The organism is Trueperella abortisuis (assembly GCF_030811095.1).
Classification (GTDB): domain Bacteria; phylum Actinomycetota; class Actinomycetes; order Actinomycetales; family Actinomycetaceae; genus Trueperella; species Trueperella abortisuis.
The window spans coordinates 1,596,857-1,615,741 of sequence record NZ_JAUSQL010000001.1; the positions used below are offsets into that span (position 1 = coordinate 1,596,857).

Annotated in this window: 9 protein-coding genes; 4 read left to right on the forward strand and 5 right to left on the reverse strand. The window is 61.5% G+C overall.

Features of this window, described 5'->3' with window-relative positions; all coding sequences use genetic code 11:
• Positions 1–62: 62 nt before the first annotated feature.
• Together J2S45_RS07245 and J2S45_RS07250 are read right to left on the reverse strand one after the other, a co-directional pair.
• The gene (locus tag J2S45_RS07245; protein ID WP_307634985.1) at positions 63–4,943 is read right to left on the reverse strand and encodes a S8 family serine peptidase; all 4,881 of its coding nucleotides are present in this window, start codon (positions 4,941–4,943) and stop codon (positions 63–65) included.
• A 276-nt stretch (positions 4,944–5,219) separates the two neighbouring features.
• Positions 5,220–5,810 (reverse strand): TetR/AcrR family transcriptional regulator, encoded by a 591-nt coding sequence (locus tag J2S45_RS07250; protein ID WP_296930452.1) that lies wholly within the window; start codon positions 5,808–5,810, stop codon positions 5,220–5,222.
• A 283-nt stretch (positions 5,811–6,093) separates the two neighbouring features.
• On the opposite strand from J2S45_RS07250, the gene J2S45_RS07255 reads away from it, so the two are divergent.
• Positions 6,094–9,993, forward strand: a complete 3,900-nt coding sequence (locus tag J2S45_RS07255; protein WP_307634986.1) for an acyl-CoA dehydratase activase-related protein — start codon at positions 6,094–6,096, stop codon at positions 9,991–9,993.
• 90 nt (positions 9,994–10,083) lie between these two features.
• Here J2S45_RS07255 and J2S45_RS07260 read toward each other — a convergent pair whose 3' ends face one another.
• The gene (locus tag J2S45_RS07260; protein WP_307634288.1) at positions 10,084–10,851 is read right to left on the reverse strand and encodes an ATP-binding protein; all 768 of its coding nucleotides are present in this window, start codon (positions 10,849–10,851) and stop codon (positions 10,084–10,086) included.
• Entirely contained in the window at positions 10,851–12,485 is a 1,635-nt protein-coding gene (istA, locus tag J2S45_RS07265; protein ID WP_307634289.1) for an IS21 family transposase, read from the reverse strand. Before istA ends, J2S45_RS07260 begins: the two co-directional genes overlap by 1 nt.
• Before the next feature lie 41 nt (positions 12,486–12,526).
• Here istA and J2S45_RS07270 point away from each other — a divergent pair, with 41 nt between their 5' ends.
• Complete coding sequence (locus J2S45_RS07270) at positions 12,527–13,270, forward strand: hypothetical protein (protein WP_307634987.1); 744 nt, start codon at positions 12,527–12,529, stop codon at positions 13,268–13,270.
• Here J2S45_RS07270 and J2S45_RS07275 read toward each other — a convergent pair.
• Positions 13,230–15,380 (reverse strand): MMPL family transporter, encoded by a 2,151-nt coding sequence (locus J2S45_RS07275; RefSeq protein ID WP_307634988.1) that lies wholly within the window; start codon positions 15,378–15,380, stop codon positions 13,230–13,232. The genes J2S45_RS07270 and J2S45_RS07275 overlap by 41 nt on opposite strands.
• 69 nt (positions 15,381–15,449) lie before the next feature.
• On the opposite strand from J2S45_RS07275, the gene J2S45_RS07280 reads away from it, so the two are divergent.
• Together J2S45_RS07280 and J2S45_RS07285 are read left to right on the forward strand one after the other, a co-directional pair.
• Complete coding sequence (locus tag J2S45_RS07280; RefSeq protein ID WP_307634989.1) at positions 15,450–15,926, forward strand: MarR family winged helix-turn-helix transcriptional regulator; 477 nt, start codon at positions 15,450–15,452, stop codon at positions 15,924–15,926.
• Positions 15,927–16,195: 269 nt separating this feature from the next.
• Entirely contained in the window at positions 16,196–18,223 is a 2,028-nt protein-coding gene (locus J2S45_RS07285; protein ID WP_307634990.1) for a hypothetical protein, read from the forward strand.
• Positions 18,224–18,885: the final 662 nt, after the last annotated feature.

An 18,885-nucleotide genomic window follows, 5' to 3' on the forward strand; every position in this document is an offset into this window, starting at 1 on the left:
TGCCGTGGAGAGACGTCAGGGGCGGGCGGCTTTCGCCGCCCGCCCCTCTAGCTAGGCGCTAGCTAGGCCCGGCTCTTTCGCCGGATGAGCGCGCCTGCGACGAGCAGCGCCCCCGCAAGCGTGGCCAAACCGGTGACCGCCGCGCCCGTGTAGGACAGCGCCCCCTTGTTCGGCGACTTTTGGCCGCCGGTGGCGCCGTTGTGGGCGCCCGGTATCGGGCCATCGGTCGTGCCGACCTTGCCAGGAATCCTGGTGTCTGGGCCGTTGGTATCAGGATCGATGAGGTCGTCCTGATCGATGCCCGGGACGAAGTTGTCGTCCGGGGCCTCGCCTGGAGCGGGAGCCTCGCCCGGCTTCTCGTTGGCCTTCACCTCGAAGGGAACCTCGGCCGAGGAGGCGTTGCCCGCCTTGTCGGTGGCGTCCACGACGATCGTGTGCTCGCCGACCTCGAAGTCGGGTCCGACCTCGAAGCTGAGCAGCGTCACGCCCTCCTTGGGCCCGGTCTCACCGGCCGTGCCAGTTTCGCCAGCCGCGCCGACCTCACCAGCCTCACCGTCCGCGCGGGCCGCGCCGACCTCACCGGCCGTGTCAGCCGCACCCGTATCGCTGGCCTGATCGATCCCTGCCGCACGCATCGCGGTCGGGCTCGGGCGGCCTCCGACTAGGTCAGATCCCTGCTCGCGGACAATCCCGGCACCCGGCGCCTGCGTAAGCACGGCCTGGCGCGCCTCAACGACCTTGCCATCGACGTACACGGCGGCATCGGCCAGGTTCTTGTCGGTCACTCGAATATTGACCACCCTGGTCTGGTCGGCCTTCATGACCGTCCCGGGCTCAAGGTCGACGTCGATCGCCGGCTTCTCGCCGTCTACCACCACGGGGATGAGCTGCATGAAGGCGTTGCCCAGGTGATCCTCGAGGAGCACGAGGATCGTGTCGCCGTCGGCGGCCTTGACCGTCTTAGAAAAGTCGCGGGCGTTGACCGCGGCGCCCGGGTCATCGATCGTGAAGAACTGCTCCACGTGGTCGCCGTTGATGGCGAGCGAGTAGCCAAAGGCGTTGTCGGAGACGGTTCCGGCAAACTCGACGTCGCCGGCCTCGCGCAGGTAGAGCGCGCCGTCGGGGTTAACGTCAGGCTTGTCCATCTTGATCGTCGGGGCGGTGAGGTCAAGGAGGACCTTGACCTTGTTATTGACCAGCACCTTGCCGTCCACGTCCGTGATCGTCACGTTGAAGCCGGTCAGGCCCTCGCGTAGGGTGACTGGCATCTCAAATGTGCCGTCCTCGGCGACCTCGACCTCCTGGCCATCCACCGTGAACGAGCCCGGCACGCGGTTGAACTTGCCAGAGTAGATGTAGGTGTAGCTGCCATCCTCGCCGGGGCTCAGCGCCTCGTCTTCCGCGCCGACCACGTTGAAGCTCTTGTTGAAGCCAAGGTTGGCTTCAAGCTTGAGCGGCGTGGCGGCGTCGGCAGCGGCGAGCACGATCGTGCCCACGCCCTGGTTGCCAGCGGTGTCGCTGGCGTAGACGGAGAGGTTGAGCTGTCCGGGGCTGACGGGGACGGTAACGGAGAAATGTCCGTCGACGACGGGAACCTGCTCGCCGTCGACCGTCACTTTAACATCGCCGAGGTTGTCGCTCACCGTACCCTCAACCGTGACCTTGCCGGCGGCAACCTGAGCCGCGATCTGCTCCCGATCCGTCGGGGAGGTGATGGTGACGACGGGCGGAACCGTGTCGCACACGAAGGTGTAGGTCTTGGTGGCCACCACCTTGCCGTCGGCGTCCAGCGCCTCGACCTTGACAGTGTTCTGACCCTGCTCGACCGACGGTCGGATCTCGAAGCGGCCCGAGGCCGGGACCTCAACCTCGGCGTCGCCGGCGCGAACCTTGGCCACCCCGCTGCCGGCGCGGCCGGTGAGGACGAGCTTGCCGTCCTGGATGAGGAGCTCACCAGTCTGATCCGATTCGGTCTTCGCGTTGATGGAGTCCAAGTTGGCCAGTGTCGGATCCGACTCGATGACGAGCTTCTCGCCAAGCGTCACCGTCTGACGCACCACGTTGATGGCACGGTCAGAGGTGTAGAGCTCGAAGTAGCCCACCGCCTCAGCAAGCTTGCCCGGGATCGTGAGCGTGTAGACGTCGTCGGTGGGCTTGCCGGCGCTGATCACCACGGACGAGGGCCACGTGAAGCGACCCTGCACCGCGTTGATGCCGGAGAAGTCGTCGGTGACCTTGACGCGAACCACGTAGTCGCCGTCGTCGTTCTTGTCCGTGGACAGGATGGTCATCTCGGGCGCCACGCGGTCGATGCCGAAGGGCATGTCGATCGTCTGCGGCTTCCATTCCTTCCCCATCGTGGCCGACAGGCGGTAGGCGTACTTCCCGTCGGGGAGATCCTCGAAGGAGGTCGCCTGCGGATTGTAGACCTTCCCGTTAAAGCGGATAGAGGAGAAATCGGTCTGATTCTCGGTCAGCTGCCCGGCGAGCTGGTCCTTTATGGTCAAGCGGACGGGCTCGTCCTCCGAGCCAATCTCGCGCACCACGTTGCCCTTCTCGTCAAGGATCGACATCTCCACCCGCTTGGGGTTGCGCAGCAGCGCGGCCCGTGCGAAGACGACGTCGGAGAGCCCGTCCCCGTTGGGGGAAATGAACTGCTCGCCGTCTCCGAGGGTGTAGAGCCCGCCGTTGATGAGGGTGTAAAGCGATGTAGCGTTAGCCACGCCGATCTTGGACAGGATCGGCTCGTCGAAGCCCTGGTAGCTCGGGTTGTCGATGATCCGTTCGGCGTTCCAGTTCCCGGCGAAGCCGAGGTAGGGAACCGACAGGCTCGGCTGACCCTCCTTCGCCGATTTGAAGGTGACCCAGCCCTGGGTCCAGTGGTCGTCTCCGGAGACCTTGAGCGTGTAGGTCACCTCGGCGCTACCGCCCGCCGGGACGGTGACCGCCTCGTTGGAGGCGGCGATCGAGTCGGTGGTGGAGCAGAACGTGGTTGCCTTCTCCTTGACCGAGTTGTTCTCGTTGACCACGCACGTGGCGTCCGCGGTAAACGAGCGATCCTCATCGGCGTCATTCTTGAGCGTGACCGTGAACGACGTCGACCCGTCCACTTCCTTCAGCGCCACGACGGGCGAGCCGTCCACCGTGGCATACACGTCCGTGTCGAGCGCGTCCTTGACCTGGACCAGGCCAGCACCCACCTGCCGCGGGGCGTAGGGAACGCCGTCGTGCTCGAGGATGCGTGCGGTGTTGGACAGCGCGACGCGATTACGCAGCACGACCTCCGCGCGGGAGAGGCCAGAGGAGGCCTTCTCCGCGTTCTGAATCATGAGCGCGGCGACACCCGCCACGTGCGGGGCCGCCATCGAGGTGCCGGACTCGGTCTGATAGTGGTTGTCGTTGATGGTCGAGTACACGTTGCCGCCGATGCCGGCGATCTCCGGCTTGAACCCGAGCTCGGGGCCCGGCCCCCACGAGGTGAACGTGGAAGGCGTCATGACGGAGGGGTTAGCCTTGACGAGCGCGTCACTGGTGAGGGAGACCGTCGTGGTGCCCCGATGGATCATCTCCAGTAGCTTCACGCCGTCGGAGTGGCCGATGAAGGCGCCGGGGACCTTGACGTTCTCGATGCCAGCCATGCTGAGGAAGTCGTCCCCGCCCTCAGCGTGGTTGTAGATGATGACGCCGGCCGCGTGAGAGACCTGGGCGTTCATGAACTTGTCAGCGAAGGTGACGTCGCCGCCGCGCTGGATGAGCACGTACTTGCCGGAGAAGTCTTTGTTCAGCGTGTCGTCAATCTTGCCGTACCCGGCGTCGACGATCTCCACCGGCTTGCCGTCCGCGGAGCCAGCCTGCAGCTGGTAGGCGAACTCGTGCTCACCGGCGTCGTTCTTGGCCAGCCCCCGGCTGTTAACCGTGGTGGCATTCTCGATCGAGGCGACGGCCCACGCGCCGGTACCCGTGGAGGGCGAGCCGACGGTTGCGTCGTCGAGGAGACCGAGCATGTCGTCGTTCACGCCGGTGGCCGAGCCGTTCTGGCCCTCGTTTCCCGCGGCAACGATGACCTCGACGCCGGCGGCGCGGGCCTGCGCGATGACGCGCTGCTCGCCCACCGACTGGCCCTCGTGGCCGTTCGGCGCGCCGAGAGAAAGGTTGATGACGTCGGCTCCGTGCTTGACGGACTCCTCGACGGCGGCCATGATGTCGTCGGCCGCGGCGCCCTTGCGAGCCGGGTCGTTGGAGAAGACCTTCATCGCCAGCAGCTGGGCGTTGGGCGCGACGCCGTTAACCCGTCCGTTCGTCGCGACATTGGCGTCCTTCCCGCCGTTTGCCGCCACGATGCCGGCCACGTGCATGCCGTGCTGGGAGGTCGTGGTGTCCTTGACCTCGCCGTTGTCGTCGGCAAAGTTGTAGCCGTAGGGAACCTTCGCGGTGAATCCCGCCTCAGGGGTAAGCTTCGTTTTCACGCCCTCGTCCAGGCGCATGTCCTGGTGCTTGATGTCGATGCCCGTGTCGACGATCGCGACGACGAGGCCCTCGCCGTCCACGCCGTACGATTCAGCAGCCTTGTCCGCCTGCGTCAACGTGACGGCTGACTCCATCGACGGATAGTAGACTCGCATCCGGTCGACGGAGGCCACGCCCTTTTCGAGGGCGAGGTCACCGATCGCGCCGGCGGGGATATAGGCCGAGAAGCCGTTGACCAGGTAGGAAAACTGGCGGCGTAGCGTCATGTTGTACTTGGCCGCGAGGTCCTGAGCGATCTGGTCCACCTGAGCGGCGCTTCCGTCCGACTCAAGCGTGACGATGACGGGAACGGTCTTCTCCGAGCGTTCTGCCGCCGTGGACACTGGTGCGGGTGGCGGTTCTGGCGTGGCCATGGCCGGCACGGAGGCCAGGCTCAGCGCAAGAACCGCAAGTCCTGCGAGTAATTTCTTTTTCATTCGATATCTTTCGTGCGGTGTTGTGTGAACAGATATATTTGGCCACGAGTTGGGCACCGTTCGCATGCGCGCCCGCATGGTGAGCATGCAGGTGGGAGGCCGTGTCGAGACGCTACCGGCACGCCGGCCACGGGCCTGAATCATGGTAACGGGCCGGTAGGTTCGAGCGAACTGGCGCCAGGTAGCCCACACACCCCCACACCACGTTCACAACATCCCGAGGAACTACCCCTGCCCCTCCCCTGGCCCGTCCGCTGGAGACTGGCATCGCAGGAGCTACTTCCTGAAGCTGCCGAGCGTGAGGTCGAGGTAGGCGCCGTAGATTCGGGCCAGCTGTTGGCGCGGCATCGCGGCAAGGCCTTCCATCTCATAGACATAACGGGTAGCAAAAAGCCCGAGCGCCTGAGAAAAGGCCATTTCGATGCGGAGCCGGGCGTCGGGCACACCCAGCCGCTCCACGAGCGGGGTGAGCATCTGCTCATTCATCCATGCCCGGAAGACCTGCAAGGACAGGTCCGAAGAGAGCACCGAGGTGACCATCACTCGGAAGTTCGCGCCCGCCTCCGATTCCTCCCACAGTTCCATGATCGCCAGCAGCACCCGCTCACCGGTGCCCCGTCCGCCATCGCCGAAGGCGTCGGAGATGAGCTGAACCGGGTCGGCGGGCAGCGACATCGCCTCGCGGAAGATCCCGGCCTTCGAGCCGAAGTAGTAGGAGACGAGGCCCGGGTCGCATTCGGCCCGATCCGCGATGGCGCGAATCGTCACGCTCGGGAAGTCCTGCTCCGTGAAGAGCTCCTTGGCCGCCGACGCCAGTCGCTCGCGTATCTCGCCTCGCGAGGCTGCCGGGCCTCGTCGTCCTGCCACGCTTGCCTCCTCGTCCTTGCACATGCGCGCGCCGTCGCCGCGCATAGGCGCGGATCTGAAACCCGCGTTGCGTGCCACTCTACCCCCAAATTTCAACATGGCCGAAATTAAGGCGAAGATCATCGGCGCCCGTCGGCGCCCGCAAAAAGGCGAGTTCTCGCGCGGGCAATCGCCTCCGCCCTCCCCCGCAGTTCCCTAATTTCATTGCTGTAGAAAATTCTCTTGAGGGGCCCTACGCTCACTAGTGGTGGGCACAGTTGCCCCTTCATCAGGAAGAGAGACCATGGTGCAGGCAGACTACGGGACAGCGACACACGACGCGACGCTCGGGATTGACGTCGGCTCGACCACCGTTAAGGCCGTCCTCCGGCGTGACGACGAAACCCTCTTCGCGGACTACCGCCGCCACCACGCGGATGTGCGTACCGAACTCGCCCGCCTGCTCGACGACATCGCCGAGCAGTTCCCCGCCCTGCGGGTGAAGGCCGCGATTACCGGCTCCGGCGGGCTCGCCGTCTCCCAGATTCTTGAGGTCCCCTTCGTCCAGGAGGTCATCGCCGGCACCCAGGCCACCCGAACGTTCTACCCGCAGGCCGACGTCGTTATCGAGCTGGGCGGCGAGGACGCCAAGCTCACCTACCTCCACCCCACCCCCGAGCAACGAATGAACGGCACGTGTGCCGGCGGGACGGGCGCGTTCATCGATCAGATGGCCACCCTCCTGCACACCGACGCCCCCGGCCTGAACAAGCTGGCGTCCCGCTACGAGCGCCTTTACCCCGTCGCCTCTCGCTGCGGCGTATTCGCCAAGTCCGACCTCCAGCCCCTCATCAACCAGGGCGCGGCCCACGAGGACCTGGCCGCCTCCATCTTCCAATCGGTGGCCACCCAGACCGTGGCGGGTTTGGCCAACGGGCGCCCGATCCGCGGAACCGTGCTCTTCCTCGGCGGCCCACTCCACTTCCTGCCCGAGCTTCGCGCCGCTTACGAGCGGATCCTCTCCGGCGCCGACGAGTTCATCACCCCGCCCGACGCCCAACTCTACGTAGCCCTCGGCGCCTCACTACTGGCCGGCAAGGAGGACACCCCGGCCGCCCCGATCGGACGGATGGGCGACAGGCTCCGCGAGGCCGACTCGCTTGGCGAAACAACCATGCGGATGCGCCCGCTCTTCATCGACGACGCCGAACGGGCAGCCTTCGACGAGCGTCACGCCAAGGACGCCATCGAGGTCATCCCCACCGAGCAGGCGAGCGGGGATCTCTTCCTCGGCATCGACGCCGGCTCGACCACGATCAAGGCCGCCGTCATCGATTCTGAGGATCGGATCGTCTTCACCCACTACGCATCCAATGAAGGGGACCCGGTGGCAGCCGCCATCGAGATCGTGGCGCGCATCCACGACGAGCTTCCCCAGGGCGCACGCATCGTGCGCTCGTGCTCCACCGGCTACGGCGAGGGGATCGTGCAAAGCGCCCTCGGCGTGGATGAGGGCGAGGTGGAGACGATGGCACACTACCGGGCTGCGAACCACATCGCCCCCGGGGTTTCTTCCGTCATCGACATCGGCGGCCAGGACATGAAGTACCTCAAGATCCGCGACGGGCTGGTGGATTCCATCTCCGTCAACGAGGCCTGCTCCTCCGGTTGCGGCTCCTTCCTGCAAACCTTCGCGGCCACGATGAACACCGACATCGCCTCCTTTGCCAAGCTCGCCACGCAGGCGAGCGCGCCCGTGGATCTGGGCACGCGCTGCACGGTGTTCATGAACTCCTCCGTCAAACAGGCGCAGAAGGACGGCGCGAACGTGGGCGACATCTCCGCCGGCCTGTCCTACTCTGTGGTGCGCAACGCCCTGTACAAGGTCATCAAGCTCAAGGATCCCTCGGATCTGGGTGACAAGGTGGTGGTCCAGGGTGGCACCTTCCTCAACGACGCCGTTTTGCGCGCCTTCGAGCTACTCACGCACCGCGAGGTCATCCGACCTAGGATCGCGGGCCTGATGGGGGCTTTCGGCGCGGCCCTGACCGCGAAGAGCCACTTCGACCCCGACCTAGCGGCGCGCAACGCCGAGGCAGAGGGCCGTAGCCCCGAGCGGCTGACCAGCCTGCTGACGGTGGAAGAGCTCGAGAGCCTGACGGTGGAGACGTCAATGAAGACATGCCGCCTGTGCCAAAACCACTGCCAGATGACAATCTCCACGTTCTCCACCGGGGAGCGCCACGTAAGCGGCAACCGCTGTGAGCGCGGGGCGAGCCTGGAGCGGGTGCCGAAAAAGTCGCCGATCCCGAACATGTATGACTGGAAGTACAAGCGCGTCTTCGGTTACCGCCGCCTGACCGAGGCGGCCGCCACCCGCGGCGACATCGGCATCCCGCGGGTGCTCAACATGTACGAGGACTACCCTTTCTGGTTCACTGTGCTTTCTAAGCTCCACTTCCGCGTCATCCTCTCGGGTCGCTCGAACCACGACCTGTTCGAGAAGGGCATGGAGTCGATCCCGTCGGAGAACGTGTGCTATCCGGCCAAACTCGCCCACGGCCACATCGAGTCCCTGCTGGATAAGGGAGTCAAACGAATCTTCTACCCGTGCGTGTCCTATAACGAGAAGGCCTTCGAGGGCGCGGACGATTCGTACAACTGCCCGATCGTGGCCACCTACCCCGAGGCGCTGCGCAACAACATGGGGCGCATCGCGCAGGAGAAGGCCGAATTTATCTCGCCCTTCCTCTCGCTTGCAGACCGCCAACTACTGCCCAAGCGCCTGGCCGAGGTCTTCGCCGCCGACGGCGTGAGTCAAGCCGAGGCTCAAGCCGCGTGCGAGGAGGGCTGGAAGGAGATGGAGGCCTTCCATGAGGACGTGCGAGCCAAAGGCGAGGAGGCGCTTGCCTACGTGCGCCAGCACAGGATTCGCGCGATCGTGCTGGCCGGACGCCCCTACCACCTCGACCCGGAGATCAACCACGGCATCCCCGAGGTCATTATCGGGCTGGGCGCCGCGGTCCTCACCGAGGATGCCCTGGCGTTGGGCAACCTCGAGCGACCGTTGCGCGTGCGCGACCAGTGGGCCTTCCACTCCCGCCTCTACGAAGCAGCCGAGACGACTGCCGAGGATCCGGCGATCTCGCTAGTCCAGCTCGTCTCCTTCGGCTGCGGCCTTGACGCCATCACGGCCGACCAGGTTCAGGAGATCCTCGAAGCCAAGGACGACATTTACACCTCGCTCAAGATTGACGAGGTCTCCAACCTCGGTGCGGCCAAGATCCGACTGCGGTCGCTCACGGCCGCCATCGGCGAGCGCGAGAGTCGCCCGCTTGAGCACGAGGAGGTCCCCACCCACCTCGCCCCCGGCCACCTGAACACCGACGACGCCAAGCGGCCCACGCACGTCACCCCCGCGGTGGCCTTCACCCGGGAGATGAAGGACGCCGGCTACACGATCCTCGCCCCGCAGATGGCGCCGATCCACTTCCGGCTCTTCACGCCGGTGCTGCGCCGCGCGGGATACAACGTCAAGCTGCTTGAGCGCACCAGCAAGGAGGATATCGAGGTTGGCCTCAAGTACGTCAACAACGACGCCTGCTACCCGGCGCTCGTCGTCATCGGCCAGCTGCTCGCGCGCTTCATCGAGGGTTCGGAGGATCCGGACCGCACGGCCGTCATGATCACCCAGACGGGTGGCATGTGCCGGGCCACCAACTACGCGGGCCTGCTACGCAAGGGTTTGCGCGACGCCGGCTACCCGCAGGTGCCCGTCATCGCCGCGTCCCTGCAGGGCTTGGAGGACAACCCGGGTTTCAGCCTCACCGCCCCGATGCTGCACCGCTTCATCCAGGCGATGACGGTGGGCGACCTGCTGCAAAAGGTGGTGCTCCGCACGCGCCCCTACCAGATCGACGGCAACGTGGCCGCCCTGTACGACAAATGGGACCGGGTATCGCGGGAGTTTTTCGAGAACGGGGGCTACTGCCCCACGTTGGGGAGGAAGATCGGCTTCCACGCCCTACTGCGTGCCATCGTGGCCGAGTTCGACTCAGTCCCCCTCCAGGACATCCCGCGCAAGCCGCGGGTGGGGATGGTCGGCGAGATCCTCGTCCAATACCACCCGGACGCCAACAACGACGCCGTCGGCACGATCGAGGCTGAGGGTGTTGCGAGCGTGGAAAATGAAGCGGTGTGGTGACGATCGTGAAGCGCGATGGTGAGCATCGTGAAGCGCGTGGGTGACGATTGTGAAGCGGTTGTCACCCACGCGCTTAGTTATTGCTGAGGACTAGGACACTGTTGGTGCCAGCCTCATGTTCGGTCCGTCGACGTTGACGATTTCTGCCCCGCCGACAAGGCGGTTGAGTAGGGATTCAGCCACGACTCGATCAGGCATTGATTCGTACCAGTCTTCTGGGGCGAATTGGGAAGTGACCATGGTCGATCCTCTGCCTTCTCGTGCTGCTAGAAGATTGAACAGCTCGTTGGCGGTTTCACCACTAATTGGAGTGGTGAGAAAGTCATCGAGGACGAGCAGGTCACAGCCAACTATCTGGTTGATGAATTTCAACCGTGCGGGATCGCTGCGGTCGAGTACGGCCAGTTGGTCGGCTAGGTCTGCGGTTCGGAAGAACTTGGCTGAATAGTCCCGCTTACATGCTTCGTGTAAGAGAGCGCAGGCTAGATAGGTCTTTCCGACTGATGATTTGCCCAGGATAACGACGTTGCTGGCGTGTTCTATCCATTGACAATGCGCTAGCCGGCTAGTTAACTCACGGGTGAGGTTGCGCTTTGGTGTGTGACGGATATCAGCAGCACAAGCATCGGGCAGGGGTGTCATTGATGCCTTGAGCAGTTTTGCAAATCGTCGCTCTGCTCGAGCTGCAACCTCTTTTTCTACAGCGAAGATGATCTTGTCTGAAAACGTCCACTCATCAAAGGCACTGTCATTGGCCATACTGATAACGGTCTGGCCAAAGGCAGTCATGCGTAGCTTGGTGAAGGTTTCCATCCACGTGTCGTCTAGATGCTGACGTGGTGCGGTAGAAAAAGTCATTAGTTGTCTCCTTCTTTCATCAAAGCACTCAGTGAGAATTGCTCACGCCCGCCGAGCATGCCGCGTGATTGGGAACGCGATGACGGTGCTGGCTGTGATGGAGTTGCTGGTGCAGATTCCCGCGTGGGCGGGGCGGTTGGCCGTGTGGATTGTTCATGGCGGATGACTGCCATCATGTTCTTGACCGCGGTGTAGCTAATAGCTCGTTGGCGGTGGCCTTCATCTCCTAGAAGGCGCTGGCATGCTTGCTCGAGAATTAGTTTATTCTCTGTAGCTTTACCTAGCTTGATGATGTTGCGGGCTGGTTGAAAGCCTTGGGCTGTAATCTTTTTCGATGCCAACAACGCTTCAACAGCTTGCCGGGTATACGGCCCAATCCGGGATGCTTGGGTCACAAAGTACGACGGTGTCCATAGGTTCCTAGCCTGGGCCATCCCCGGCGGAGCGTGTTCAACATCGGTGACATAGGCACCGCGTTGGACACTGACCTGGTGACGAGCCTGAGCTTGGCCATCGGCAAAGACATCAAGGATCTGCCCACGGATACGCACATCAACACTTCGTCCCACCAGCTGGTAAGGCACCGAGTATTTCACGGTATTGATCGTGATATGCCAGTCAGGAGTGACTTTCGACTTCTTCCACACGGTATCTACCCACCCTGTTGCAGGAAGATTACCTAGTTCGTCAGATTCGAGTTCTTCGAAGATATCCTGGCGGCTACGTTGCTGATTGCGAAACGGGCGGCGATGATTAATCGCCTCAACCTGTCCGGCAACCGCGTCATTAAGGTCGTCAAGGCTGGCAAAGACCACATCGGCAAGTTTGCGAATCACCCAGTTGGTTACAATCTTGACTCCAGATTCCACATTGCCTTTTTCACGTGGGCGAACAGGATTAGTTGGAAGAGCAGCAGTGTTGTAGTGCTCGAGAAATTCCTCATACTTCGCGTTGACTCGTCGTGCGCGTTCACCTTTGGCAATCTGATTCGATGCCGTAGACGCATTATCAGGAACAACCACCTCAGTAACGCCACCGAAATACTCGAAGGCCAAGCGGTGCCCTTCCAGCCACGAGGGTTGTTTTTCATCAATGAAGCCATGGGCAAAGACCATTCCTGAATACGGCAGTGAAGCAACAAAGATATGGATCTTGCTGCGTTTAGCCGTAATCGGATCAACAACTGCCATGGTCGACCCCGCCCAATCCACCTGCATGGTATGGCCCGGCTGGTGCACAATCAGTGCGGTCACGCCTTGGGTGGCAACATGGGCAGCCACCAGCTGGCGGAAGCGCTCATAGCTATAGAACTTCAGACCACGTGGTGCTGGTTGGTCAAGATAGGTCGACCACAGCACTCGCAGTGGAGTCTTGTTCCTGCCGGTACGAGCTTTGATCACAACATCGAAATCGATACCAACGAAGTCATCAGCGACTACGAGTCGACCATCACCAATGAGATCAGTAATCGCCGAATCGTCTAACGACTCTAAAAGTTCACTGGTGATGCCATGGGAATCAATGGCTTTGCGCGCTTTGGCAATCGTGGCCTGAGCAGCACCACAGCGTTGTTGTATCTGCCGATACGAGAGCCCCTGAAGCAGGAGCTTGATAATCAACCGGTAATCAGTCACGGCTGACGTCCTTTCTAACAAGCACGCAACCGGATTGTCACGTGCTAGTAGAAATAGTTATCAGCCCACCGAAAGTGCTTCACGATCGTCACCACACCGCTTCACGATCGTCACCACCCTGCTTCAAAAAGCACGTTCCTAACACTGAGGGGTGCGAGGCCGTCCTCCCCGCGCTGTCGCAGTTCTTCCAGCAGGGTTTCATCACGGCCGACTGGAACCGCGCCACCATCGGCAAGGGCACGAACGTCACCCGCTGGGCCTCGAAGTTCGGGTTGTGGGCGCTGGAGCAATACGAGAAGCCGATGCGGAAACTGCTCGCGGCCTCGGAGCGCTTCGAGGCCGGCGCCACGGTGCGTGAGCTCATGGAGAAGGTTCAGGAGATCGCCTCATTGGGTAACCAGGCAGGCGAGGGCTGGTACTTGACCGCCGACATGATGGACATGATCGAGAACGGCTGCCCCAACATCATCTGTGCCCAGCCCTTCGCCTGCCTGCCCAACCACGTGATCGGCAAGGGCATGTTCCACCCGCTTCGCGAGAAGTACCCGCAAGCCAACATCGTGGGAATCGATTACGACCCGGGCGCCTCGGAGGTTAACCAGCTCAACCGAATCAAGCTCATGATCTCCACCGCGCTCGAGAACCACAACCAGGGCGACCCGATCCTGCACATGGATCCGTTAGCTGGCTTTACAGATCCGGTGGCCGACGTCGCGAGCGAGGTCAGTCGTCGGCTGGTGCCCGTCACCATCGGGCGCCGTCCGCCACTTGGTGCGATGCGCTAATGGCCTCTGCTTTCTTCCTGAATGGCCACCAGACGTTTGGTCCGATATCCAGCACCAGTCCAGGGATCAGGAGCGTCCTCACTATCAGGGTGTCAACCAGCACACCGAATGCCACGATAAACGCTGTTTGCGCCATCATGACCAGAGGAACCACTGCAAGCGCCGCGAAGGTTGCAGCCAGCACGATTCCAGCCGAGGTGATCACCCCACCGGTCACAGCCAAAGAATGCAGAACTGCCTTGCGAGTCCCCATGCTCGGAGTGTTCTGCCTGGCTCTGGCCATCAGGAATATCGTGTAGTCGATTCCCAACGCGACCAAGAATACGAATCCGTAAAGCGGGACGCTAGGGTCGGCTCCGTCGAACTTGAATACGTGGTTAAACACCAGAGCAGATACCCCCATGGCAGTCCCAAAGCTGACAACTGTTGCAACAATGAGCAGGATGGGAAGCAGAACTGCGCGTAGCAAAACCATCAGGATGACCAGCACCACGACAAGGACCAGGGGGATGATGACTTGGAGGTCGCGCCTGGCAGAATCGTTGGTATCGATTGCCGTGGCTGTCGTGCCGCCGACTAAAGCTGAGTCATCGATACTCCTGACCTGATCTCGGATCTGGGTAACGATGTCCTCGGCCTCGGTGGAATCGGCTTCTACCTCTAGCGTTGCTTGCATCAAAACATCACCGTTGACGACCTTTGCCGGTTCATCCATCGGCGCAACGCCGGCAGGGGCGCCGCTCGAAGAGGTCAGAGTAGCAGTCGCGACGCCGTCGATCCCCTTGACCACACGAAGAACCTCATCAGCCTTGCCCTGCGAGACAACAATCGTTGTCGGAGAACCAGAACCGGCGTCGAAATGCTCGTTGAGCAGTCGCTGGCCCATCTTGGAATCCGTATTGCCAATCACCCACTCGGAATTGGCAAGGCCGTCAGCCTTGAGGGTGGGCAGCCAAGCAGCACCCACAGCTAGCAGGACAAGGGTGCAGAGCCATACCGCCCGAGGCCTGTGGCCTACCCAGTTTGAGATCTTCGACCAAACACCGTGCTCATCTTCTCCACTGGTTGCTACCTCGCCCTGGTAACGGACTTCGGAAGGCCAGTATGCCGCCCTGCCGAACAGATACAGTAGCGCTGGCAACATGGTGAGAGCCGCTGCCCACGCAAACGTGATGCCGATGGCCGCGATTGGCCCAAGAGAGCTGTTGGACTCCAAGTCGGAGGCGAGAAGGCACAGCAAGGCGAGCACAACTGTCAAGGCAGAAGCGGTAATCGCAGAGAACGATCCACGTACCGCCTTTTTCATGGCGTCGAAGACGGACTTGTTGGTGTGTAGCTCTTCTTTGTGACGCGCGACCAGCAAAAGGGAGTAATCTGTGGTTGCTCCAATCACAAGAATCGACGCGATTCCTTGGGACATCCCATTGAGCGCGATCACGTCCCATTTCGCGAGATAGTAGATGGCGATGATCGCTCCACACAATCCAGCCATTGCGGTGAGGAGAACGAGTATAGGGAGCAGGATTGAGCGGTAGACAAGGATCAGAATAACGAAAACTACAGACAGCGTAACCAGAAGAAGCATGCTGTCAATGCCGGAGAAGGCTTCAGAAAGATCCGCCGCAAAACCGGCTGGACCCGTGAGATGAAATTCTAGACTCTTGAGATTCTCAGCCCCGAAAACAGAATCGGAGTCGTCTGCTATCACGCTGCGAATCTGATTCGCCACATCAACCGTATTGACGCTTTCGGCATTGATGAGCGTGATGTACTCAACCGCCTTGCTGTCATGAGATGGAATTGGGCCGACGACCTCGTCAACCCCTTCAATTTCCTTTAGCCTCTCGGCAACTATCGCGAGGTCAGCTACATCCTTGTCCGCGAACTGTTGATCGGCCGAGGCCACAACGATTGCTGGCACCTGGGAAGAATCCGTAAACTCTTCAGCTTTCTTAGCGGCCTTAGTCGATTCGGAGCTAGCCGGGAGAAAAGTGGATCTGTCGTTAGAGCTCACTTCGGATATCGTGCCGAAGGTGGGCCCACCCAATCCACTGGCCACGAGCCATATGCCGATGCAAGCCAGGGCGATCAGGATTCTGATTGTCTTCATGGAACCAACATAACAGATACTTAGATAGTCAAACTATTTTACAATCTAACTACTGTTAGTATCTTTGATATGCAGAAGATCTCGCCCCATCAGGAAACGAAATATGTGGTGGTCGATGCCCTACGAAGATTCAGCGAAATTGCCGAGCAGGCGATTGACATAGGAGCGGCGGGGAAGCATATCCATAGAACCGACATGCGAACACTGTCAATACTTCAACGAAACTTCGCCAACGGTAAGGATGTGACCACGTCGTCGATAGCCAGGGCGCTGGGAATATCGGCGCCTTCAGCCACGTCACTCGTAGACAGGTTGGAGTCCAGGGGCCACGCTCAAAGAATGCGCTCCACGATAGATAGGCGAATTGTCAACGTCTTACCGACCGCCACCGCCCTTCAAGAAGCCAGAGACATTTTCTTGCCAATATCACAGGCCATTCTCGAATCTCTCGATGGTTTTTCAGAACAAGAACTGACAGTTGCGAGTGAAGTCCTTTCAAGCGCGGCTAAGGCTCTAGAAAAACACATCGACGCACAGCGAGAATGATCCAACGCCGCCCACTGTCGCAAGACGCCAGCATGAGCGTTATCAGGCAAAGTGACGCCCGCGGTAAGGCATTGGTGAGGAGGCACTTAATCGATAAGTCACCACAATCGAGTGGCAACCGCTGTTGCCGTACTCCCCTGGAGATGGGATTCTGCGGCCGGATAGACTCATGCTGGCGGAAGCTCGCTATGCGCAAGTTCACGACCATCAAGACCGAAGAATGACCGACGGGCTGGGTTCTGAGAGCGCGCAGTTTCTAGGATACTTCCATGAGCGCAGATAAGAACACGGCAGAAGACCAAGGGGCGCAGTTCAACGAGGCGGCCAACGAAAGATTGGCGGCCGCACGCCAATCGGGTGTGGCCGTCACCCTTCGAATTGTGGCTTCCGCGGGCGTATCCTTCGTCCTGCTCAGCGGAGTGTATGCGGCCCTGGCGCGCAGTTTCGGGCGCAGCCAGGAATGGGCGGATAACTTCCTCAAGCTGTTCGATCCTCTTGGCCAGCCTTTTGACCCCCGCTGGTTGCCTCTCGCAGAGATGGACGGCACCACGCCGGTGCTGCACCGCGCTCTCGCCGTCATGATCAGCCTGGGTATCGCCGTCGCCGTCGCCATGCGCTCCCTGAACGACGCCCTCAGCAAATCTGTTGACGCGGCCGATCCGGCTGGCAACAAAACCGCCATCTCGTGGGTGGCCATCCGCCAGATGCACCTCTTCGCCTATTACATTGCCGGCATGTTTCTGTATTGCGCAATTATCGGCGCCGTCGCCGGCGATCCGATCAGCGCCATCCTCGCCGCCCTCGCCTGCTGGTTCTTTCGGATCGAAATCCAGCGAACGGACCTGACCGTTCAGCTCTCGAAGGTACCCCGCATCCAGATCACGCGCGCCGAATACGAACACCTGCGTCGTTCCATTGAATACGAACTCCACCCGCCCGCCCGCGCCGAGTATTTCTACACGGCGGGAGCCGCACTCCTTGTCCTGGGGGCGGCCATGATCGCCAGCCATTTCGGGGCCAATATTGGTGGCGCAGTTGGATCGGAGGGCGCCGTCGATGCCCTCAGCAGCTGGGGCTATAGCTTCGGGATTCTCCTGGCGATCATGGCCGTCTTTGTTCTCGTGTGTATGGTATGCGCGAGCCTGATCGCGGAGGTCATCCGCACCGTCAGGCGCGGCGACAAGCTGGGCGAACAAACCAGCAGCATCGCCATCAGCCTCACGCTCACGATCGTCGGGGCCCTGGCCTGCGGCTATATCGCTGAGACCCTCACCTTCACTCCCCTGACCGGAACTGCTACGCCGAACCCAACGATCCAGCAGGGCTGGCTCAACAACACGTGGGGAATCGCGCTCAGCTCAATACTCGGCTTCGCGGTCATCTGCTCGTTCGTCAAGGGCCTGCGCGGGCGTGGTCCGATGCGTGGCTACCTTGGCCGCACGTATGCTCGCGCCGCCGCCAACCCGATTCTCCGCCTGCGTTCAACCTCTCCGCACAACGCGCTTGCCGCTGGCGGCTCGCTCGCCCGTCGTCGTCGCAACACGACACCGCCTCAGCAAGCCGACGTGTTAGCGAAAGACACGCGATTACGGTCAGCCGTGCTCGTTCCCTGCGGTCTGCCTCGGCGAGTCCTGTATAGCCTTCTGGCCGTCGCCTGCGTGGGATTCTTCCTGTGGGAGGGGCCAGGCTTCCTTCGCACGTCCGAATCCGCGTGGGCGCTGCATTCGGCTGGTCAACTCTTCGCGGCGCTCGTCGTGGCCGCGCTCGGCTATGCCGCTTTCGCCTTTGTGACCGTTCAAGGAGTGCGCCTCAACGACTCGGCATTTAACGTGCGGCACCTGTGCGTCATTTTCTTGTTCGAATGTATCGCCCTCGCGAAAGTGCTCACGACGTCGTACAACCCGTCGCATCCGGCGCTCGCGGTCACCTGGGTAGCGTTTCGTCTTTTGGCGGTCCTCGGAAGCGCGATCCTGGTTACACTGGCACTTCTGCGCCCGCTAGAACCCACCACAGTGGAACCCGGCGACGGCCGTATCGAAGAGTGCGAACAAGCGTCGTCGTCACGGCTGGCGCCGGGCTTTGTGGTGTTATTCAAGCTTGATCGCTTCTTCGCCAGGATGAGCTTGAATATCGACGAACAAAGGTGGGCCCTGTGGAATGAAGTTACCGCCGGCCCACACGGCGAACGATATGTGGCGGTCAATAGCTATGAAGGTGCGCTTGCGGCGCTTTTCGATACCTGCGCTTTCACCCCAGACCAGCAAGTAATACCAACGGAGGACAAAGCAGAGCACTAAGTGTTTCCCGCCGCTGCACGGGCAGCCGGGCCCTGCGGGAGGACCCGGGGGCTCGGTCTGGTTGTTCAGGGCGATACAGACTGTGGGGAGCTGAACTGCCCCGCACACCTCAACCCGACAGACACGGTTTGGCCCGGCGCTAGTTACTATTCGTAGGTAGTTCGCTACCGCGCACTGAGGTTCTGATGCTGGGCTGAGGTCAGCTCAGCAACCAGGTGTTGAAGGAGTATCTAGGGCCGTTCACTGGGTGGCGGCTCCTCCTTGAGTTTCCGTGGACGATGCGCGCGCTCGGCGTCGTATGCGATAACAAGGAGCGGGTAGCTGGGGCGCTTTTAGTGACGACACGCTACACCGCCTCAATGCCAGGATCGGCTAGCATCTTGCGCATATGAACACGCTGTTGACTAGCTAGTGATTCTACTCAGATTGGCCAGGCCGCCGAAAGCAAACGCGCCACTCGTGGGGACGGCGCAGCCGCACCTCGCCCGTGTCCTTAGCCCACTTCTTCTCCAGCAAAGGCTCCCCGCGGGCTGAACCGATACGGTGGACTGCGGAGTCTGATATCGGTCTGGCCCGCGAGGAGTCCTGCCACTGAGTCTTGGCCGACGGCCTCCGGTGACCTTTACAAGGGTTTCCACGGCGCTAGCGCCGGGATAATCCCG